The following is a 17,768-nucleotide window of genomic DNA, read 5'->3' as shown; positions in this document are numbered from 1 at the left end:
CAGACGCGAACGGCTGCGAGATGAACGGCGTGGCATGGCGTCGTTGGTCCTCCCCCGGGGCCGTCGCATCTTGCGGCCTGCACGGTGACAGCGGCAAGCGCGGACGCGAAACCGGCGCCGCCCGGGTTGCAGGCAAAAAAAAGAGGCCGCCCCGTTGCCGGTGGCGAACCTCCTCAAGCCGGCGGAGCCGGGGACATGTGACACATCACCGGCAGGGCCGGGACGGGGCACAGCCTACGCGCCCGCTTCAGTTAATGCAACACTTCATAAATCAATACTTAACTCATTGATTTTCAATTGAAGAAATCCGCAATCTCGCGCTGCATGGCCTGGGCTGCGGCGCGCGGATCCGGCGCCAGTCGGATCGGCCGGCCGACGACGATGGCGTCGGCGCCATCGGCGAACGCCTGGTCCACGCCGACGGTGCGCTGCTGGTCGTCGCCCACCGGGCCGCCGGGACGGATGCCCGGGCAGACGATGGAGAAACCACGGCCGGTGGCGGCGCGGATCGGCGCGGCCTCCTGGCCGGAGGCGATCACGCCGTCGATGCCGGCGCGCTGCGCGGCCAGCGCGCGTTCGACCACCACGTCCACCGGTTCGCGGTCGATGCCCATCTGCGCCAGGTCGGGGCGGCCCATCGAAGTCAGCACGGTCACCGCCAGCAGGCGCATGTCCGAGGTGTTGGCCGCGGCGGCGGCCTGCATCATCGCCGGATGCCAGCCGTGGATCGTGCAGTAGCTCACCGGCCACTGCGACAGCCGCCGGATGACGCCGGCGACGGTGGCCGGAATATCGAAGAACTTCAGGTCCACGAACACGCGCTTGTCGCGCCTGGCCAGTTCGTCCAGCACGGCGAAGTACTCGCCCGAAGCCAGCAGTTCCATGCCGATCTTGTAGAACGACACCGCATCGCCCAGCCGCTCGACCCAGTCGATGGCCTCGGCGCGCCCAGGCACGTCCAGCGCGAAGATCAGGCGCTCGTCGGTGCGCAGCGGCAGCGGCCCGCGGCTCATTGGGCCAGCTCCAGCGCGGCGCGCTTGGCGGCGCGGCGCTCGGCTTCGGGCAACGACCAGGCATTGTTGAACTGCGCCGGCTCCCAGCCGCCATAGGTGGGATTGGACAGCATCCACCAGCGCTGCCCGAACCAGCCCTGGTGGGCCTGCAGCAGCGCATCGCGGCCGGCCTGGGTGTTGACCCCGATCGCGGCGAAGTCGCTGAGCTGGTCGCCGAACTGCATCAGCACCCGGTACTGCCGCGCCACCAGCTGGCGGCGGCAGGCCTTCTCGCTGCCTTCCTGCTCGCAGCCGGGCACGTACTTGTCCAGGCCCAGGTAGACGTCGTCGCCGGCCACCGGGAAGCCCAGCCGGCGCAGGTTGGCCAGGGTGACGTCCTTCATGTGCTCGGTGCGGTTGGTGACGTAGATCATGGTCACGCCCTTGGCCGCCGCGGCCTGCGCGAACTCGACCGCGCCCGGCACCGCGCCGGCCTTGCCTTCGGACACCCAGGCGTCCCAGCTGACGTCGTCGTAGCTGCCGCCGTTGCGCACCAGCCGCGCCTGGTAGGGCGAGTTGTCCAGCACGGTTTCGTCCACGTCCACCACCACCGCCGGCTTCAGCCCGGGCGACTGCTGGCTGCCGCCTTCCTGCGGCAGCAGCGCGGTCCAGGACGGGTCGGCGAGCGCGCGGTCCAACTGCGCGGCGGCGGCGCGCCAGGTCTGCAGGGCGTTGGCGCGGTATTCCTGCGAGCGCTGCACCCACAGCACCGCGTTCAGGTTGTCATTGGGGCCGTCATTGGCGGCCGCCAGCGGCGCCGGGACGGCGGGCTCGCCGTGGACCAGGAGCCGGGACGTGCTGCACGCGGCCAGCGACAGCAGCGCGCCGGCGAGCAGGAGGGAGTGGCGGATTCGGGACATGGGCACGGCTACCGGACAGAACGAAAACCCGGCAAGTTTACCGGCTCGCCACCCGCCCGGCGTCGGCGACGCGCCCTCGGCTATGCTTGCGCCCCCTCGCGCGACCGGATGCCGACACGATGACCGACACCCCTGCCCCCTTGCCCGTACCCGTGCTCGACGCCGCGCAGATGCGCGTGCTCGGCTGCCTGGTCGAGAAGGAATCGACCACGCCCGAGACCTACCCGCTGACCGTCAACGCCGCGCAGACCGCCGCCAACCAGAAGACCGCGCGCGACCCGGTGATGAACCTGGATGCGGGTACCGTGCAGCACGCCCTGCGCCAGCTGGAAGCGATGGGCCTGGCGCGCCAGCATTTCTCCGCGCGCGCCGAACGCTACGAACACCTGCTTGGCGGCAAGCTGGACCTGCCACGGCAGCAGGTCGCGCTGCTGGGCCTGCTGTTGCTGCGCGGCCCGCAGACCGCCGGCGAGCTGGCCACGCGCAGCGAGCGGATGGCCAAGTTCGCCGACGCCGAGGACCTGCGCCACCAGCTCGGGCGCCTGATCCAGCGGGGGCTGGCGGTGCAGCTGCCACGCGCGGCCGGCCAGCGCGAGGACCGCTACATGCACCTGCTCGGCGGCCCGGTGGACGTGGACGCGCTGGCGGCGCAGTTCCGCGCACCCACGGGTGCGGCCGCGGACAACGGCGCGCTGGAGGACCGCGTGGCGCAGCTCGAAGCCACCGTGGCGGCGCTGCAGGAACAGCTGGCGCAGCTGCAGTCCCGGCTGGACGATTGAGCCAAGGTAGCTGCGGGGCTTGCTCCGCAGGCGGCATCACCGTGAACACCCCGCCAGCGGCCAAGGCCCACCGCCGCGCCGCGATGCATGGCGCGGCCATGCCTCCGGCAGGCGCGCCCCGCCGCCCGGCCACGTCCCAGGTGTGGCCCGGGCTACCCTGTCGCTGAGCCAACGTAGCTGCGGGGCTTGCCCCGCAGGCGGCATCACCGTGGACACCCCGCCAGCGGCCAAGGCCCACCGCCGCGCCGCGATGCATGGCGCGGCCATGCCTCCGGCAGGCGCGCCCCACCGCCCGGCCACGTCCCAGGTGCGGCCCGGGCTACCCCGTCGCTGAGCCAACGTAGCTGCGGGGCTTGCCCCGCAGGCGGCGTCACCGTGGACGCCCCGCCAGCGGCCAAGGCCCATCGCCGCGCCGCGATGCATGTCGCGGCCATGCCTCCGGCAGGCGCGCCCGCCGCCCGGGCACGTCCCAGGTGTGGCTCGGGCTAACCCGCCGCCGAGCCAACGTAGCTGCGGGGCTTGCCCCGCAGGGGCATCACCGTAGACGCCCCGCCAGCGGACAAGGCCCACCGCCGCGCCGCGATGCATGGCGCGGCCATGCCCTCCGGCATGGTGCGCCCCGCCGTCCGGGCGCATCCCAGGTGTGGCCCGGGCTACCCCGTCGCCGGCGTGTTGAGGAACAGCAGCAGGTCCTCGTCCTTGCCGGGCAGGCGCACGCTGCCGTTGGCCTGGAATCCAAGCTTTTCCAGCAATGCGACCGACCGCGCGTTGCCCGGCGTCACGATCGCGCACAGCGCCCCCAGCCGCAGCGCAGCGCGTGCATGGCCCAGCACCGCACGCGCCGCCTCCAGCGCATAGCCCTGGCCGGTGTGGCGCGCGAGCAGGGCGTAGCCGAGATCGGCATGCGGCAGCGCGGCGCGGTGCACCAGCCCGGCATTGCCCAGCCAGGCGCCGTCGCTGCGCCGCTCGACCGCGTACATGCCGTAGCCATGCCGTTCGTAGCTCACCATCGGCCCGTTGCGGATGCAGTCCCGCGCCTGTTCCAGGGTCCGCACCCCGCGGTCGCCGATGTAGCGGTGGAAGCCCGGCTCGTTAAGCAGCTCCAGCATCGCCGCGGCATCGCCGTCGTCGTCGCGCAGCAGGCGCAGGCGCAGTCGTTCGGTTTCTATCAGCATTGCCTGGCCCGCCGCGGTCGTTGCATGCAGGGTCGCTCCACGCAGGCGTGGGCGCAAGCGTCCGCCGGCGGCTAGTCGAACAGCGCCTGGATCGCCGCCAACCCGGCCTGCGCGCGTTCCTTCTTGTGCGCGGCGTCGGCCACCGGGTCGGCGCCGTCGCGCTGGATCTCGGCCGCCGGCAGCTCGTCGAAGAAGCGGCTGGGCTTGAGCCGCACGTGCTCGCCGAACTTGCGGGTCAGGCGGCTGTAGCTCATCCACAGCTGGATCTTGGCGCGGGTGATGCCCACGTACAGCAGGCGCCGCTCTTCCTGCAGGTTGCCCTCGTCGAGGCTGACCTGATGCGGCAGCACGCCGTCCTCGCAGCCGACGATGAACACATACGGGAACTCCAGGCCCTTGGAGGCGTGCAGGGTCATCATCCGCACCTGGTTGCCGCCATCGTCCTTGTCGCTGCGCGAGATCAGCGCCAGCTGCGCGGCCATGTCCGCGGCACTGGCGCCACGCGGGCCGTTCTCGAACCACGAGGCCAGCTCCTCGAGGTTGGCGGCGCGGCGCTCGTAGCCGGCGGTGTCCTTGGCCTGGTGGCGCAGCTCGGCCAGCAGGCCCGAATCCTTGGCCACGCGCCGCACCAGGTCGCCGGAGGACATCTGCCGCATGTCCATGCGCAGCGCGCGCAGGATGTCGGTGAAGCGGCTCAGGCTGTTGGCCGCGCGCGGCGGCAACTGCGCCAGCGCGCCCATCGCCTCGGCGGCCTGCGCCATCGACATGCCCTTGTCCGATGCCAGCTCCGCCAGCTTGGCCAGGGTACCGGCGCCGACGTCGCGCTTGGGCGCCTGTACCGCGCGCATGAACGCGGTGTCGTCGTCGGGGTTCACCAGCAGCCGCAGCCAGGCCAGGGTGTCCTTCACTTCCTGCCGTTCTAGGAACACGGTGCCGCCGGTCAGGTGGTAGGGCACCCCGACCATCTGCAGCGCCTTTTCCAGTGGCCGGCTCTGGAAGTTGCCGCGGAACAGGATGCAGAAATCGCTCCAAGGCACGCGCCGGCTGGTGGCGATGAACTGGATCTCGGCGGCCACTTTTTCCGCTTCGTGCTCGCTGTTGCGGCATTCCCACACGCGGATGCGCTCGCCGTCGGCCTGGTCGGACCACAGCGTCTTCAGGTGCTCGTGCGGGTTGTGCGCGATCAGCGCGTTGGCCGCGCGCAGCACGCGGTTGGAACAACGGTAGTTCTGTTCGAGCTTGATGATCTGCAGCGACGGGTATTCCACCGCCATGTTCTGCAGGTTCTCGGGGTTGGCGCCACGCCAGGCGTAGATCGACTGATCGTCGTCGCCCACGCAGGTGAAGTTGCCGGCCGGGCCGGCCAGCTGCTTGAGCAGCCGGTACTGGGCATCGTTGGTGTCCTGGCACTCGTCCACCAGCAGGTAGCCGATGCGTTCGCGCCAGGCCAGGGCGATGTCCGGGTTCTCTTCCAGCACCTGCACCGGCAACCGGATCAGGTCGTCGAAATCAACCGCGTTGAAGGCGGTCAGCCGCGCCTGGTACAGCGCGTAGACCATCGCCGCGTCCTTCTCGCGGTTGCTGCGCGCGGCGGCCATCGCCTGTTCCGGCGACAGGCCGCTGTTCTTGGCCCGCGAAATCAGGTTCTTCATGTCCTCGATGTCGTCGGGCTTGGCGTTGCCGCCGCCGAGCAGGTCCTTGACCTGGGCGGCCGCATCGTCGGCATCGAAGATCGAGAACCCGCGCTTCAGCCCCACCGCGGCGTGTTCGATCTGCAGGAACTTCAGCCCCAGCGCGTGGAACGTGCAGATGGTCACGTCCTCGGCCTGCCCACCGTGCAGGCGCTTGGCCACGCGCTCGCGCATTTCCTTGGCCGACTTGTTGGTGAAGGTGATCGCGGCGATGCGGCGGGCGCTGTAGCGGCCACTGCCGATCAGGTGGGCGATCTTCTCCACGATCACCCGGGTCTTGCCGCTGCCGGCGCCGGCCAGCACCAACAGGGGGCCTTGGGTGTGCAGCACCGCCGCGCGTTGGGGGGGATTGAGGGAGTCCAGCATGGAGGAGTGAGTGAAGAGGAGTCAGTAGTGAGAAAAAGCAGGGGCGCCTCCGCGGCGGGTATTCTGTCATCCTGCGGGGCTGGCTGTTGCCTTTACTCACTCCTCACTCCTCTTCACTCACTTCTGCTTCATGGCCAAGCTCTACTTCTACTACTCGGCGATGAACGCCGGGAAGACCACCACTTTGCTGCAATCGGCGCACAACTACCGCGAACGCGGCATGCGCGTGGCGATCCTGACCCCGCGCCTGGACCACCGCGCCGGCCACGGCGTGGTCGCCTCGCGGATCGGCCTGCAGGCCGAGGCCACCGCTTTCGACCACGACACCGACCTGCAGCGCCTGGTCGAAGGCGACATCGCCGCGCACGGGCGACTGGGCTGCGTGCTGGTGGACGAGGCGCAGTTCCTGACCAAGGCGCAGGTGTGGCAGCTGAGCGAGGTGGTGGACCAGCTGCGCATCCCGGTGCTGTGCTACGGCCTGCGCACCGATTTCCGCGGCGAGCTGTTCGAGGGCAGCCAGTACCTGCTGGCGTGGGCCGACGAGATGCAGGAGATCAAGACCATCTGCCACAGCGGCAAGAAGGCGACCATGACCGTGCGCGTGGACGGGAACGGCTTCGCGGTGCAGGACGGGCCGCAGGTGGAGATCGGTGGCAACGACCGCTACGTGTCGGTCAGCCGCGCCGAGTTCAAGAAGATCACCCGCGGCGAGGGCCGGATCGAACCGATGCAGGCGCCGCTGCCCCTGTGACGGCACGGCCGTGGCGCCGGCATCCGCGGCCGGCGCGGCGGCTGGCCAGCGGCGGGCTCAATGCCCGCCTTCGGCGGCCAGCCGGTCCAGGTCGATGCCCTGGCGGCGCAGGATCGCGGCCGAGCGCAGCGCGTAGAACGCCAGGTAGGCGAAGCACGCCACGCCCACCCAGAAGCTCATGTGGATGCCGGCGGTGTCGGCCAGCACGCCCTGCAGCAGCGGCACCAGCGCGCCGCCCATGATCATCATCACCAGCAGGCTGCTGCCCTGGTTGGTATGGCGGCCGAGCCCGGCGATGGCCAGTGCGAACACGCACGGCCACATGGTGCTGCAGAACAGGCCCGAGCTGATGAAGGCCATGGCGCTGGTGCGGCCGTCGCTGGCCATGCCCACCAGCAGCGCGGCGATGCCGCACAAGGCGAAGTACAGCAGCATCCGCGCCGGGTTGCCGCGGCTGAGCAGGGTGGCGGCGATCATCACCACGATCACCCCGGCATAGCCGTAGAACTGCGCCACCTCGTGGCGCAGCGCCGCGTTCACCGCCAGGAACACGCCGAAGGCGACGAACGGCAGGACCAGGGTCAGCATGCGCCTGGCGCCGCCGGCAATCTCGAACGCGCCGGCGGCGCCGGTCCAGCGGCCGATCATCAGGCTGGCCCAGTACAGCGACACGTAGGGCGCGACCGCGGCCGTGTCCACGCCCAGGTGCTCGCGCATGTAGGCCGGCAGGTGCGCGCCGGTGGACACTTCCACCCCGACGTAGAGGAAGATCGCGAGCATGCCCAGCAGCAGCTGCGGGTAGGCGAACGCCGAGGACCGGTGCGCCAGGCTGGCGGTGTCCTGCGCCTCGCTGCGGGCGACGCCCTCCAGGTCGATATGGTTGGGCACCGAGGAGAATTTCAGGAACAGCGCCACCAGCACGAAGGCCGCGCCCAGCACCAGGTAGGGCATCTTGACGCTCTCGATGCTGGCTTCGGTGTTGCCGCTGGCCACGCTGCCGAAGATCGCCACGCTGACCAGCAGCGGGCCGATGGTGGTGCCGAAGTTGTTGACCCCACCGGCCAGGGTCAGGCGCTGCGCGCCGGTGGCCGGATTGCCCATCACGATGGCCAGCGGGTTGGCCGCGATCTGCTGCAGCGAGAACCCCAGGCCGACGATGAACAGGCCCGACAGCATCAGCACGAACGAGCCGCTGTTGGCCGCCGGATAGAACAGCAGCGTGCCCAGTGCCGACACCAGCAGGCCCAGGCAGATGCCGTTGCGGTAGCCGATGCGGTTGAGCAGGTCCTGGCCCGCGAGCCGGGAGACGCCGAAATAGGCCAGCGAGCCGACCGTGTAGGCGATGTAGAACGCGAACGACACCAGCTGGCTCTGCGCGTGGCTGAGGTTGAAGGCCTTCTGGAAGACCGGGATCAGGATGTCGTTGCTGGCGGCGACGAAACCCCAGAAAAAGAACACCGTGATGAGCACACCGAACTGCGACCAGCGGGTTTTCTGCGTCATGGCATCCCGATCTCGTTGTCGTCGTCACCGCGGGCGCGCCCGGTCCGCCCTTGCGGCGCCGTGGAGGGCCCTTGCGCTACGGTCGCCTCGCGCCATGCGCCTTCCCCGGGCGGCGGCGGACCGTCGGCCGTTTTAGGCGCGATCCGGCGATGCTGTCAACGGATGCCTGCCGCTGTGCCGGCCGCCGCGCGGGTTCGACATCGCCCAGCGGGCCGGGCGCACGCTGCCGGCGGCACCCGGCGGTGCACCGACGCGGCGGCTCAGTACAGCGTGCGCTGGTCCGCCGGCGGCGGGTTGTACTGGTACAGCCAGGTCTCGGTAAGGGCCTTGCCGCCGCTGCGCAGGTACAGGCGGATGTCGATCTGCCCGGTCCCGTTGTCGGGCGGCACCAGGTCGAACATGGCGCGGTAGCCGTTGATCTCGCGCAGCGGCCGGGCCGACACCACTTCCACCCGGCCACTGCTGGCTTGCACCACCGCCTCGACCTCGGCCTTGTCGATCAGGCTGGCCAGGTCGCCGCCCTCGAAGTCCACCGCGAAGCGCCAGGAGAAATACTCGCGCTTCTTGCCGATCACCCCGCCCAGCCCGGTGCGGCTGGCCACGCAGTAGCCCAGCGGCGGCCGCGCCGGCGGTTGCGCGCCCCAGTACAGCCGGTAGCCGACCAGCAGTTCCTGCCCCGGCTGCGGCTTCTGCTTCGGGTTCCAGAACGCGACGATGTTGTCGAAGGTCTCGTCGACGGTGGGAATCTCCACCAGCTGCACCGAGCCCTCGCCCCATTGCCCCTTCGGCTCGACCCACAGGCACGGGCGCTTCTCGTAGAACACGCCGTCGTCCTGGTAATGGTCGAAATCGCGGTCGCGCTGCAGCAGGCCGAAGCCGCGCGGGTTGTTGTCCACGAACATGTTGAAGCGCAGCTGCGCCGGGTTGCACAGCGGGCGCCAGATCCACTCGCCGGCGCCGCTCCACATCGACAGGCCGTCGGTATCGTGGATTTCCGGGCGCCAGTCCCAGGCCATGCGGCGGTCGTTCTCGCCCACCTGGTACATGCTGGTGCACGGGGCGATGCCCAGCCGTTCGATCTCGCGGCGCGGGTACAGCGCGCTGTCGATGTCCATCAGCAGCACGTCGCCGTTGGTGATGGCGAAGCGGTAGGCGCCGGCCACGCTCGGCGAATCCAGCAGGCCATAGACGACCACGGTGTCCGAATCGCGCGCCGGCTGTTCCAGGTAGTAGGCGATGAAATCGGGGAATTCCTCCGGCCTGCCGGTACCGGTGTCGATCGCCAGTCCGCGCGCGGACTGGCCGTACTGGCCCTCCTTGCCCACCGCGCGGAAGTAGCTGGCGCCCAGGAACGCGGCGAAGTCGCGCTCGGTGTCGCTGCGGGTGTTGAGGCGGAAGCCGGCGAAGCCCAGGTCTGGCGGCAGCCGCCCACCGTGGATGCCGCTGTTGCCGTAATCGAACGCGGCGCCGTCGTAGGCCAGCTCCTGCGCCTGGCCGTCGACCACGTCGAACATGCGCACCGGCGAGTGGAAGTACAGGCCCAGGTGGAAGAACCTGGCCTGGAACCTGCCGGGCTGGTCGGCCCACAGCGCGTGGTCCTGGCGGTAACGGATGGACTGGTACTGGTCCCAGTCAAGCGCTTCCACTTCCGGCGGCAGGGTGCGCTTGTGGCTGCGGTACGGTGCCTGCGACAGCGCGCGCGCCTGGCCCTTGAGCGCGGCGAAGTCGAACGGCTGCGGCTGGCCGATGCGACGCAGGCCCACCTGCCGTTCGGCGGCGGCGCAGGCCGGCAGCGCCGGCAGTCCGAAGGCGGCCAGGGCCAGCGAGGCGCGCTGGAGGAAGTCGCGTCGATCCATGCGGTCGTCCGGTAAGGGGTGGGCGGATGATAGGCAGCGGCGGGTGAACGAAGGTAAGCCGCGGGTGAAGGCGGGCCCGGCCGCGGGCCGGGCCGCCGCGGCCGCTCAGCGCTGGCAGTGGCCGCACCACACGCTGGCGCGCTGGCCGATGCTGGCATGGCGCAGCGGGCGCCCGCAGCGCACGCAGGCCTGGCCCTCGCGCCCGTACACCGACAACTCCTGCTCGAAGTAGCCGGGGGCGCCGTCGGGACTGATGAAATCGCGCAGGGTGGTGCCGCCGCGGGTGATGGCATGGCCGAGGATGTCCTTCACCGCGGTGGCCAGGCGCTGGTAGCGCTCGCGCGACACCTTGCCGGCCTCGCGCAGCGGATTGATCCCGGCCATGAACAGGCTTTCGGCGGCATAGATGTTGCCGACGCCGACGACGATGCGCTGGTCCATCAGGAAGGTCTTGATCGGTGCGCTGCGGCCGCGGCTGCGCGCGAACAGGTGGTCGCCGTCGAACGCCGCGTCCAGCGGCTCGGGGCCGAGCCCGCGCAGCAGTTCGTGGGTCTGGCCCGGCGGCTGCCACAGCAGGCAACCGAACCGGCGCGGGTCGTTGAAACGCAGCAGGCGCCCGTCCTCGAGGCTGATGTCGACGTGGTCGTGCGCGCGCACCGGGGTGTCGCCGGGCAGCACGCGCAGGCTGCCGGACATGCCCAGGTGCAGCAGCGCGCTGCCGGCATCGGTATCGAGCAGCAGGTACTTGGCGCGGCGGCGGATCGCGGCGATGCGCTGGCCGGGCAACGCCCGCTCGATGTCCGGTGGAATCGGCCAGCGCAGGTCCGGCCGGCGCAGGATCACGCCATGGATGCGGCGCCCCTGCAGGTGCGGTTCCAGGCCGCGGCGGGTGGTTTCTACTTCGGGCAGTTCGGGCATGGCGGCCATTGTAGGCGTGGGACCACGCCACCGCGCCGCGCTGTCGCTCCGGGCAGGCGGCAGGCCACCGGCAGAGGCGGGATTGCCGCGGGTGCGGCTTCACCGGGAATGCTGCATGCGCGGCAAGCCCCGCATCTACGACGCAGGCCACTGCAAACAGCGCGGGTGCGGGGCTTGCCCCGCGCCCGGGCGTTCCCGGCATGGCCGCTTGTCGGGCAGGCCCCGCCAGGCCGGGAGAGCCACGGTCAACGCGGCGGCGCCATCAGCTCGCGTGCATCCAGGAAGCCATCGCCGTTGGCATCCTGCCGGTGGAATCGGGCGAGGATCGCCTGCTCGTGCTGGTCGCGGGTGATCGGCCGGCCGCGGCCGCCGGGCTGTTCCGCCGGCTCCAGCACGCCGTTGCCGTCGCGGTCCATGCGCTCGAAGGCGTAGCGCATCCACCGCAGGTATTCGTCCGGCGCGACCCGGCCGTCGCCATCCAGATCCATGCGCCGCAGGTAGTCGCCGGCGTCCTGCACCTGCGCCGGTGCGGCCCAGGGCAGCAGCGCCGCCAGCAGGGCCGGCAGGCGTCGCGCGGGGCGGCGCCCATGGCCCGGTGCGGCGGCGCGGGTGGTCATGCCGCGTTGAGCGAGTAACCCTTCAGCCGCGCCGCATAGGCCTGCAGCGCGGCCACGCCGCTGGCCTCGGCCTCGTGGCACCACTGCTGCAGGTGGCGCAGGCGTTCGGCGGCGTCATGGGTGCGCGCCTCCAGCAGTGCCGACAGGCGTGCACGGTGCTCCACCAGCAGCTGGATGCGCGGGCGCTGGCTCACCCACTGCTGCAGCTGCTCGCGGCAGGCCGGCTTGAGCCAGCGGCCGTCATTGACCAGGCCCTTGCGCATGCGCCGAGGCAGCATCTTGCGCAGCTTGGCGCCGGCGGCGGCCGCCTCTTCACGCAGGGCCGGGGCGAACACGTTGCGCTGGTAATCGGTCATCGCCTGGAAGCGGTGCGACAGCAGTGCCTTGAGGGTGTCGGTATCGGGCACGGCGATGTTCGGCCGGATGTCCATGGTCGGCGCCACGCGCAGCACCTTGGCCAGGCCCAGCGCCTGCAGCAGGCGGATCGCCTGCCAGCCGATGTCGAACTCCCAGCGGCGCATCGAGAAGCGCGCCGAACTGGGGAAGGCGTGGTGGTTGTTGTGCAGCTCCTCGCCGCCGATCCAGAACGCCCACGGCGTCAGGTTGGTCGAGGTGTCGGCCGATTCGAAGTTGCGGTAACCCCACCAGTGGCCCAGGCCGTTGACCACGCCGGCGGCCCAGAACGGGATCCATGCCATCTGGATCGCCCACAGGGCGATGCCCGGCAGCCCGAACAGCACGAAGTTCAGCGCGAACAGCACCACCGGGCCGAGGTTGGCGTGCGGGGTGTAGAGCCGGCGTTCGATCCAGTCCTCGGGCGCGCCGCGGCCGTACTGCTCGATGTCGGCGCGCATCGTGCGGGCCTCGCGGTACAGCTCGACGCCGCGCCAGAACACGCGGCCGATGCCCTTGGTCACCGGGCTGTGCGGGTCCTCGTCGGTTTCCACCTTGGCGTGGTGCTTGCGATGGATGGCCACCCACTCGCGGGTGATCATCGAGGTGGTCAGCCAGGTCCAGAAGCGGAAGAAGTGCGCGACCAGCGGGTGGAAGTCCACGCCGCGGTGGGCCTGGCTGCGGTGCAGGTACAGGGTGACCGCGAAGATGGTGAGCTGGGTGAACACCAGCAGCACTGCCAGCATGCCCCACCAGCCCAGGCCGGCGACGCCGCCGGTGAGGAAGTCGAGGAGGGTGTCGGACATCGCGGAACTCCAGGCCGTTCGGTGGCGGATGAAACTGTGGATACACATGATGGGGCCTGCGGCGGCAAACTTCATCCACCCGGCGCCCGACTTTGGTCCAATCCTTCAGCTGCGCCGCCCCCCGCCCACTCCCGCCTGAACGATGTCCACCGCCACCGCCGCCACCGCGGCCCCCCTGATCGAGCTCGACCACGCCTGCGTCGTCCGCGGCCAGGTCCGGGTCCTGCACGACCTGGACCTGCGCATCGAGCAGGGCCAGCACACCGCCATCCTCGGCCCCAACGGCTGCGGAAAGTCCTCCTTCATCAAGCTGATCACCCGCGAGCTGTACCCGCTGGCGCGCGCCGACGGCCATGTGCCGGTCAAGGTGCTGGGCCAGACCCGCTGGCAGGTGGACCGGCTGCGCGCGCAGCTGGGCATCGTCAGCGGCGACCTGTCCGGCAACCTGGCCGACATGCCCGGGCTGGGGGTGGAGGAGGCGGTGATCTCCGGCTTCTTCGCCAGTTACGTGGTGCCGGCGCACCGCGACGTCACCGACAACATGCGCGAGCGAGCGCGCCAGGCGCTCGCGCTGGCGCGCGCCCTGCCGCTGCTCGGCCGCAGCTACGCCGAACTGTCCGCCGGCGAGACCCGCCGCGTGCTGATCGCCCGCGCATTGGTCAACCAGCCGCGCGCACTGCTGCTCGACGAGCCGTCCACCGGCCTGGACCTGGTATCGCGCCAGCACCTGATCGACAGCCTGCGCCACCTCGCCGGGCAGGGCATCACCCTGGTGCTGGTCACCCACCACATCGAGGAGGTGATCCCCGAGATCCAGCGGGTGGTACTGATGAAGGGCGGGCGCATCTTCGCCGACGGCATGCGCGGCGAGCTGCTGCGCGCGGGCCCGCTGTCGGAGGTGTTCGGCGGCCACATCGAGGTGCAGGAGGAAGACGGCCGGCTGAGCGCGTGGGCCCGCGCCATCTAGGTCGGCGGGGGCATCGGTGCGATGATGCCGGTCCGTTCCGCCGATCATGCCCGCGTTGATGTCACGTTCCCCGTTTGCGCTGCGCCTGGGCGCGGTCACCGTCCTGGCCGTCGCGCTCGCCGGCTGCGCCGGTACGCCTGCCCGGCACGCCCCCGGCCACGACGCGCCGGCTGCACCGGCGCCCACCGGTTACCTGCAGGCGGACGCGATTCCCGACAGCCTGGCACTGAGCCCGCCACCGCCCGCGCCGGGCTCGGCCTGGGCGGCGCTGGACGATGCCGTCGCCGGCGAGGCCATCGCACTGCGCGGCAGCGCGCGCTTCACCCAGGCCGGCGCCGACGCCGACCTGCGCTTTCCCGCCGGCGCCGGGCAGTTCAGCTGCGCGCTGGGGTTGGCGGTCGACGACACGCACACGCCGGCCCTGTACCGCCTGCTGCAGCGCAGCCTGATCGACGCCAGCGCGGCCACCCGTGCGGCCAAGAACCGGTACCAGCGGCCACGCCCGTTCATGGTCAACGGCCAGCCGACCTGTACCCCGGACGACGAACCGCACCTGCGCGGCAGCGGCTCCTACCCGTCGGGGCACACCGCCATCGGCTGGGCCTGGGCGTTGATCCTGTCGGAGATCGCCCCCGGGCAAGCCACCGCGCTGCTCGAGCGCGGCCGCAACTACGGCCACAGCCGGCTGGTGTGCAACGTGCACTGGTACAGCGACGTGCAGCAGGGCCAGGCGTTGGGCGCGGCCACGGTCGCGCGCCTGCACGACAACGCGGCGTTCCGCGCCGACCTGGACGCGGCGAAGCGCGAAATCGCCGCCGCGCGCAGGCACCCGCAACCGCTGCCACGCGACTGTGCCGCCGAAGCCGCGGCGCTGGCGACCGGTCTGCGCGAAGCGCGCTGACCCGGGCGCGGCTGGGCAGGGCCGGCGGCGTGCGCCCGCCCCGCCGCGCTTCACACGGTTTCAGGCGTTACCGCACGCGGCGGCGTCCGCCGTTGCGGCTAGAGTGGGGCGCTGATCCATGCCGGGGCCTTCCATGTCCGCACCCCATCGCCGCCTGCGTGCCCTGCTGGCGACCGCGCTGCTCGCATTCGCCGCCACCGCACTGGCGCAGCCCTTCCGCCTGATCGGCTACGTGACCGACGGTCCGACGCCGCCGCGGCTGCCGGCCGCGCAGCTGGACGTTGTCAACTTCGCCTTCGCCAAAGTCGCACCCGATGGCAGCGTGTACCTGCCCGACAAGGTCGACCCGGCGCACGTGCACGCGCTCGTCGCGCATCGCGCCGACAACCCTGCGCTGAAGATCGTGCTGTCCATCGGTGGCTGGGGCGCCGGCAACTTCTCCGAGGCCGCGGCCACCGAAGCGGCGCGTGCGCGCTTCATCGACAGCGGCGTCGCCCTGCTGCGCCGCTTCGACCTGGACGGCCTGGACATCGACTGGGAGTACCCGACCCTGGGCGACGCCGACATCAGCCACAGCCCGGACGACCGCCGCAATTTCACCGTGCTGCTGGAAGCGCTGCGCGCGCGCCTGGACCGCGAAGGCGGCGGCAGGCGCCATTACCTGTTGACCATCGCCGCCGCCGAGGGCCACTTCGCCGACGGCCTGGAGCTGCCGCGCATCGCCCGCTCGCTGGACTGGATCAACCTGATGACCTACGACTTCCACGGCAGCCTGACCTCGACCACCGGCCACCACAGCGGGCTGGCCCGTTCGGCGCGAGCGCCGGCGGGCGCGCGCACCACCGAAGGCGCGGTGCACTACTTCCTGGAGGCCGGCGTGCCGGCGGACAAGATCAATGTCGGCGTGCCGTTCTATGGCCGCCGCTTCGGCGACGTGGAGCCGGTCGACGCCGGGCTGTACCGGAAGTACGGCAGCGAAGGCGGCTTCATCGACTGGAGCGAGATCGTGCGCGGCCGCCTCGGCGCGCCGGGCTGGGAGCGCCACTGGGATCCCCAGGCGCAGGCGCCGTGGCTGTGGAACCCCGCCACCCGCCAGCTGATCACCTACGACGACCCGCAGTCGCTGGCGATCAAGGCCGCGTACGTCAGGCGCAACCGGCTCGGCGGCATCATGTACTGGGAACAGCGGCTGGACGACGGCCAGTTGCTGGACGTATTGCACAAGGCGCTGCACGCGCGCTGACCGGCCAGCGGCCGGTGGAGCGACCGCAGGTGCCTGCGCATGCCACCGCGTCATAGACTGGCGGTCTTCTTCCCGCCAGGCACGCCCATGAGCCAGTGGTACTTCCACACCCCCGGACACTCCGACCGTATCGGCCCGCTCGACGACGAGGCCGCCCGCCGCCACGCCCAGCTGCACCGTGACGCCCTGGCCTGGCGCGAGGGGCTGCAGGGCTGGCAGCCGGCCGGGTCGCTGCCCGAGCTCGGCGGGCAGGCCTCGCCTCCGCCGATGCCGCCACCGGTCGGCGGACGCCGCAACCGCGCCGACGACATCGACTTCCGCATCGTCGGCCACGAGATGCAGTTCGTGGAGATCGAGCTGGACCCGGGCGAAAGCGCCATCGCCGAGGCCGGCGCGCTGATGTACAAGGACGCGGCGGTGCGCATGGATACCGTGTTCGGTGACGGCCGCCACGAAAGCCAGGGCGCCGGGCTCATGGACAAGCTGCTCTCGGCGGGCAAGCGCGTGATCACCGGCGAGAGCCTGTTCGCCACGCTCTACACGCACGGCGGCCAGGGCAAGGCCAGGGTCGCCTTCGCCGCGCCCTACCCGGGTACCGTGCTGCCGATGAAGCTCGACGAGCACGGCGGCAAGCTGATCTGCCAGAAGGACAGCTTCCTGGCCGGCGCGCGCGGGGTGCAGGTCGGGGTGCACCTGCAGCGCAAGGTGATGACCGGCCTGTTCGGCGGCGAGGGGTTCATCATGCAGAAGCTGGAGGGCGACGGCTGGGTGTTCGTGCATGCCGGCGGCTGTGTGGTCGAACGCGAGCTGGCCGCCGGCGAGCGCATCGACGTGGATACCGGCTGCGTGGTCGCCTACCACGCCGGGGTGGACATGGACGTGCGCCGCGTGGCCGGCCTGAAGAGCATGTTCTTCGGTGGCGAAGGCGTATTCCTGGCCACCCTTACCGGACCGGGCAAGGTGTGGCTGCAGTCGCTGCCGTTCTCGCGCCTGGCCGGGCGCATGTACGCGGCCGCACCGCAGGGCGGCGGCCAAAGCCGCGGCGAGGGCTCGGTGCTGGGCGGGCTGGGGCGCATCCTGGACGGCGACAACCGGTTCTGAGCCACCGCGGCCGGACAGACCGGCGCGCGGGCCGGCGCCGCTTGTCGGCGTGCGCGCGCCCTCGCATACTCGCCGCAATCACCTGCAGGGATGGAGGGGTGGCATGGACGCGCAGGACGATGTCTACGCGGCACCACGGGCGGCGCTGGTCGCCGCTCCCACGGAACGGCCGCGCCTGCCGCCGTTCTACGTGGTGTCCGTGACCAAGCTGGTACTGCTCTCGTTCGCCACCCTGGGGCTGTATTCGCTGTAATGGTTCTGGCGTCACTGGAAGCTGCACAAGCTCGACAGGAAGCTCGACATCTGGCCGGTCCCGCGCGCCCTCTTCTCGATCTTCTTCGCGCACGGGCTGAACCGCGAAATCGACCAGCGGCTGCAACGCTCCGGCAGCCGCCATGCCTGGTCACCCGGCGCCTGGGCCACGTTGTTCGTGGTCTCGGCGATCAGCGGCCGCCTCATCAGCCGCCTCCCCGATTCGGTGCTGCCATTCGGGCCGGGTTTCGGGCTGATCGTACTGAGCCTGGCCGGCGGCACCCTGGCGATGGTCCACGCGCAGCGCGCGGCCAACCTGGCCAGCGGCGACCCCGCGGGCGCGGCGAATGCGCGGCTGACGCTGGCCAACTGGCTCTGGCTGGTGCCGGGCGGCCTGTTCTGGCTGATGTCGCTGGCCAGCCTGGTGCTGCTGACCGGCGACGCCTGACCGCCACCACGCGGCGGCAACGAAGTGGCGCCTAAACGGCCGCGCGGCCGGCGCGGCCCGTGCCCGGCGCAAAGCGCTATGCTGGCGCC

18 protein-coding genes are annotated in these 17,768 nt (G+C 71.0%); 8 read left to right on the top strand and 10 right to left on the bottom strand.

The features are described from left to right. Positions 1-293 precede the first annotated feature (293 nt). Positions 294-1,013 (bottom strand): orotidine-5'-phosphate decarboxylase, encoded by a 720-nt coding sequence (pyrF, locus tag MKP15_RS13580; protein ID WP_161614583.1) that lies wholly within the window; start codon positions 1,011-1,013, stop codon positions 294-296. Continuing rightward, the gene (locus MKP15_RS13575) at positions 1,010-1,912 is read right to left on the bottom strand and encodes a 5'-nucleotidase, lipoprotein e(P4) family (protein WP_240213068.1); all 903 of its coding nucleotides are present in this window, start codon (positions 1,910-1,912) and stop codon (positions 1,010-1,012) included. The genes pyrF and MKP15_RS13575 overlap by 4 nt, the downstream gene beginning before the upstream one ends. 119 nt (positions 1,913-2,031) lie before the next feature. Here MKP15_RS13575 and MKP15_RS13570 point away from each other — a divergent pair, with 119 nt between their 5' ends. Beyond that, a complete protein-coding gene (locus MKP15_RS13570) occupies positions 2,032-2,691 on the top strand; it encodes a DUF480 domain-containing protein (RefSeq protein ID WP_240213067.1) in 660 nt (219 codons plus the stop codon). 653 nt (positions 2,692-3,344) lie between these two features. On the opposite strand, the gene MKP15_RS13565 is transcribed toward MKP15_RS13570, so the two are convergent. Together MKP15_RS13565 and MKP15_RS13560 are read right to left on the bottom strand one after the other, a co-directional pair. Next, entirely contained in the window at positions 3,345-3,866 is a 522-nt protein-coding gene (locus MKP15_RS13565; RefSeq protein ID WP_161614580.1) for a GNAT family N-acetyltransferase, read from the bottom strand. A gap of 71 nt (positions 3,867-3,937) precedes the next feature. Further along, entirely contained in the window at positions 3,938-5,920 is a 1,983-nt protein-coding gene (locus tag MKP15_RS13560; RefSeq protein ID WP_161614595.1) for a UvrD-helicase domain-containing protein, read from the bottom strand. A 133-nt stretch (positions 5,921-6,053) separates the two neighbouring features. Between MKP15_RS13560 and MKP15_RS13555 the strand changes: the two genes are divergently transcribed. Further along, positions 6,054-6,674: a thymidine kinase gene (locus tag MKP15_RS13555; RefSeq protein ID WP_104940008.1), complete on the top strand. Its 621-nt coding sequence runs from the start codon at positions 6,054-6,056 to the stop codon at positions 6,672-6,674. Between the two features lie 57 nt (positions 6,675-6,731). Here MKP15_RS13555 and MKP15_RS13550 read toward each other — a convergent pair whose 3' ends face one another. The 5 genes from MKP15_RS13550 to MKP15_RS13530 form a co-directional block, all read right to left on the bottom strand. After that, complete coding sequence (locus MKP15_RS13550) at positions 6,732-8,177, bottom strand: MFS transporter (RefSeq protein WP_240213066.1); 1,446 nt, start codon at positions 8,175-8,177, stop codon at positions 6,732-6,734. A 260-nt stretch (positions 8,178-8,437) separates the two neighbouring features. Then, positions 8,438-10,033 (bottom strand): glucan biosynthesis protein D, encoded by a 1,596-nt coding sequence (locus MKP15_RS13545; protein WP_240213065.1) that lies wholly within the window; start codon positions 10,031-10,033, stop codon positions 8,438-8,440. Between the two features lie 105 nt (positions 10,034-10,138). Beyond that, positions 10,139-10,951: a bifunctional DNA-formamidopyrimidine glycosylase/DNA-(apurinic or apyrimidinic site) lyase gene (gene mutM, locus MKP15_RS13540; protein ID WP_240213064.1), complete on the bottom strand. Its 813-nt coding sequence runs from the start codon at positions 10,949-10,951 to the stop codon at positions 10,139-10,141. 245 nt (positions 10,952-11,196) lie between these two features. Continuing rightward, positions 11,197-11,568: a hypothetical protein gene (locus MKP15_RS13535; RefSeq protein WP_104940012.1), complete on the bottom strand. Its 372-nt coding sequence runs from the start codon at positions 11,566-11,568 to the stop codon at positions 11,197-11,199. After that, entirely contained in the window at positions 11,565-12,767 is a 1,203-nt protein-coding gene (locus MKP15_RS13530; RefSeq protein WP_161614576.1) for a fatty acid desaturase, read from the bottom strand. The genes MKP15_RS13535 and MKP15_RS13530 overlap by 4 nt, the downstream gene beginning before the upstream one ends. Before the next feature lie 142 nt (positions 12,768-12,909). Here MKP15_RS13530 and MKP15_RS13525 point away from each other — a divergent pair, with 142 nt between their 5' ends. The 5 genes from MKP15_RS13525 (at position 12,910) to MKP15_RS13505 (ending at position 17,232) form a co-directional block, all read left to right on the top strand. Beyond that, complete coding sequence (locus MKP15_RS13525; RefSeq protein ID WP_240213063.1) at positions 12,910-13,734, top strand: ATP-binding cassette domain-containing protein; 825 nt, start codon at positions 12,910-12,912, stop codon at positions 13,732-13,734. Positions 13,735-13,792: 58 nt separating this feature from the next. Then, positions 13,793-14,635 carry a phosphatase PAP2 family protein gene (locus tag MKP15_RS13520; protein ID WP_240213062.1) on the top strand — a complete coding sequence of 281 codons (843 nt, stop codon included), beginning with the start codon at positions 13,793-13,795 and terminating at the stop codon, positions 14,633-14,635. Positions 14,636-14,768: 133 nt separating this feature from the next. Next, complete coding sequence (locus MKP15_RS13515) at positions 14,769-15,878, top strand: glycoside hydrolase family 18 protein (RefSeq protein WP_240213061.1); 1,110 nt, start codon at positions 14,769-14,771, stop codon at positions 15,876-15,878. Between the two features lie 87 nt (positions 15,879-15,965). Then, a complete protein-coding gene (locus MKP15_RS13510) occupies positions 15,966-16,979 on the top strand; it encodes a TIGR00266 family protein (protein ID WP_240213060.1) in 1,014 nt (337 codons plus the stop codon). 103 nt (positions 16,980-17,082) lie between these two features. Then, entirely contained in the window at positions 17,083-17,232 is a 150-nt protein-coding gene (locus MKP15_RS13505) for a hypothetical protein (RefSeq protein ID WP_240213059.1), read from the top strand. An 11-nt stretch (positions 17,233-17,243) separates the two neighbouring features. Here the strand turns inward: MKP15_RS13505 and MKP15_RS13500 are convergent, their stop codons facing one another. Continuing rightward, positions 17,244-17,438, bottom strand: a complete 195-nt coding sequence (locus MKP15_RS13500) for a hypothetical protein (RefSeq protein WP_240213058.1) — start codon at positions 17,436-17,438, stop codon at positions 17,244-17,246. Between the two features lie 19 nt (positions 17,439-17,457). Here MKP15_RS13500 and MKP15_RS13495 point away from each other — a divergent pair, with 19 nt between their 5' ends. Next, positions 17,458-17,679 carry a hypothetical protein gene (locus tag MKP15_RS13495; protein ID WP_240213057.1) on the top strand — a complete coding sequence of 74 codons (222 nt, stop codon included), beginning with the start codon at positions 17,458-17,460 and terminating at the stop codon, positions 17,677-17,679. The last annotated feature ends 89 nt before the right edge of the window (positions 17,680-17,768 follow it).

Origin of the sequence: Stenotrophomonas sp. Y6 (assembly GCF_022436665.1) — a bacterium.
GTDB classification, from domain to species: domain Bacteria; phylum Pseudomonadota; class Gammaproteobacteria; order Xanthomonadales; family Xanthomonadaceae; genus Stenotrophomonas; species Stenotrophomonas acidaminiphila_A.
This window is presented reverse-complemented; position numbering and strand designations above follow the sequence as displayed.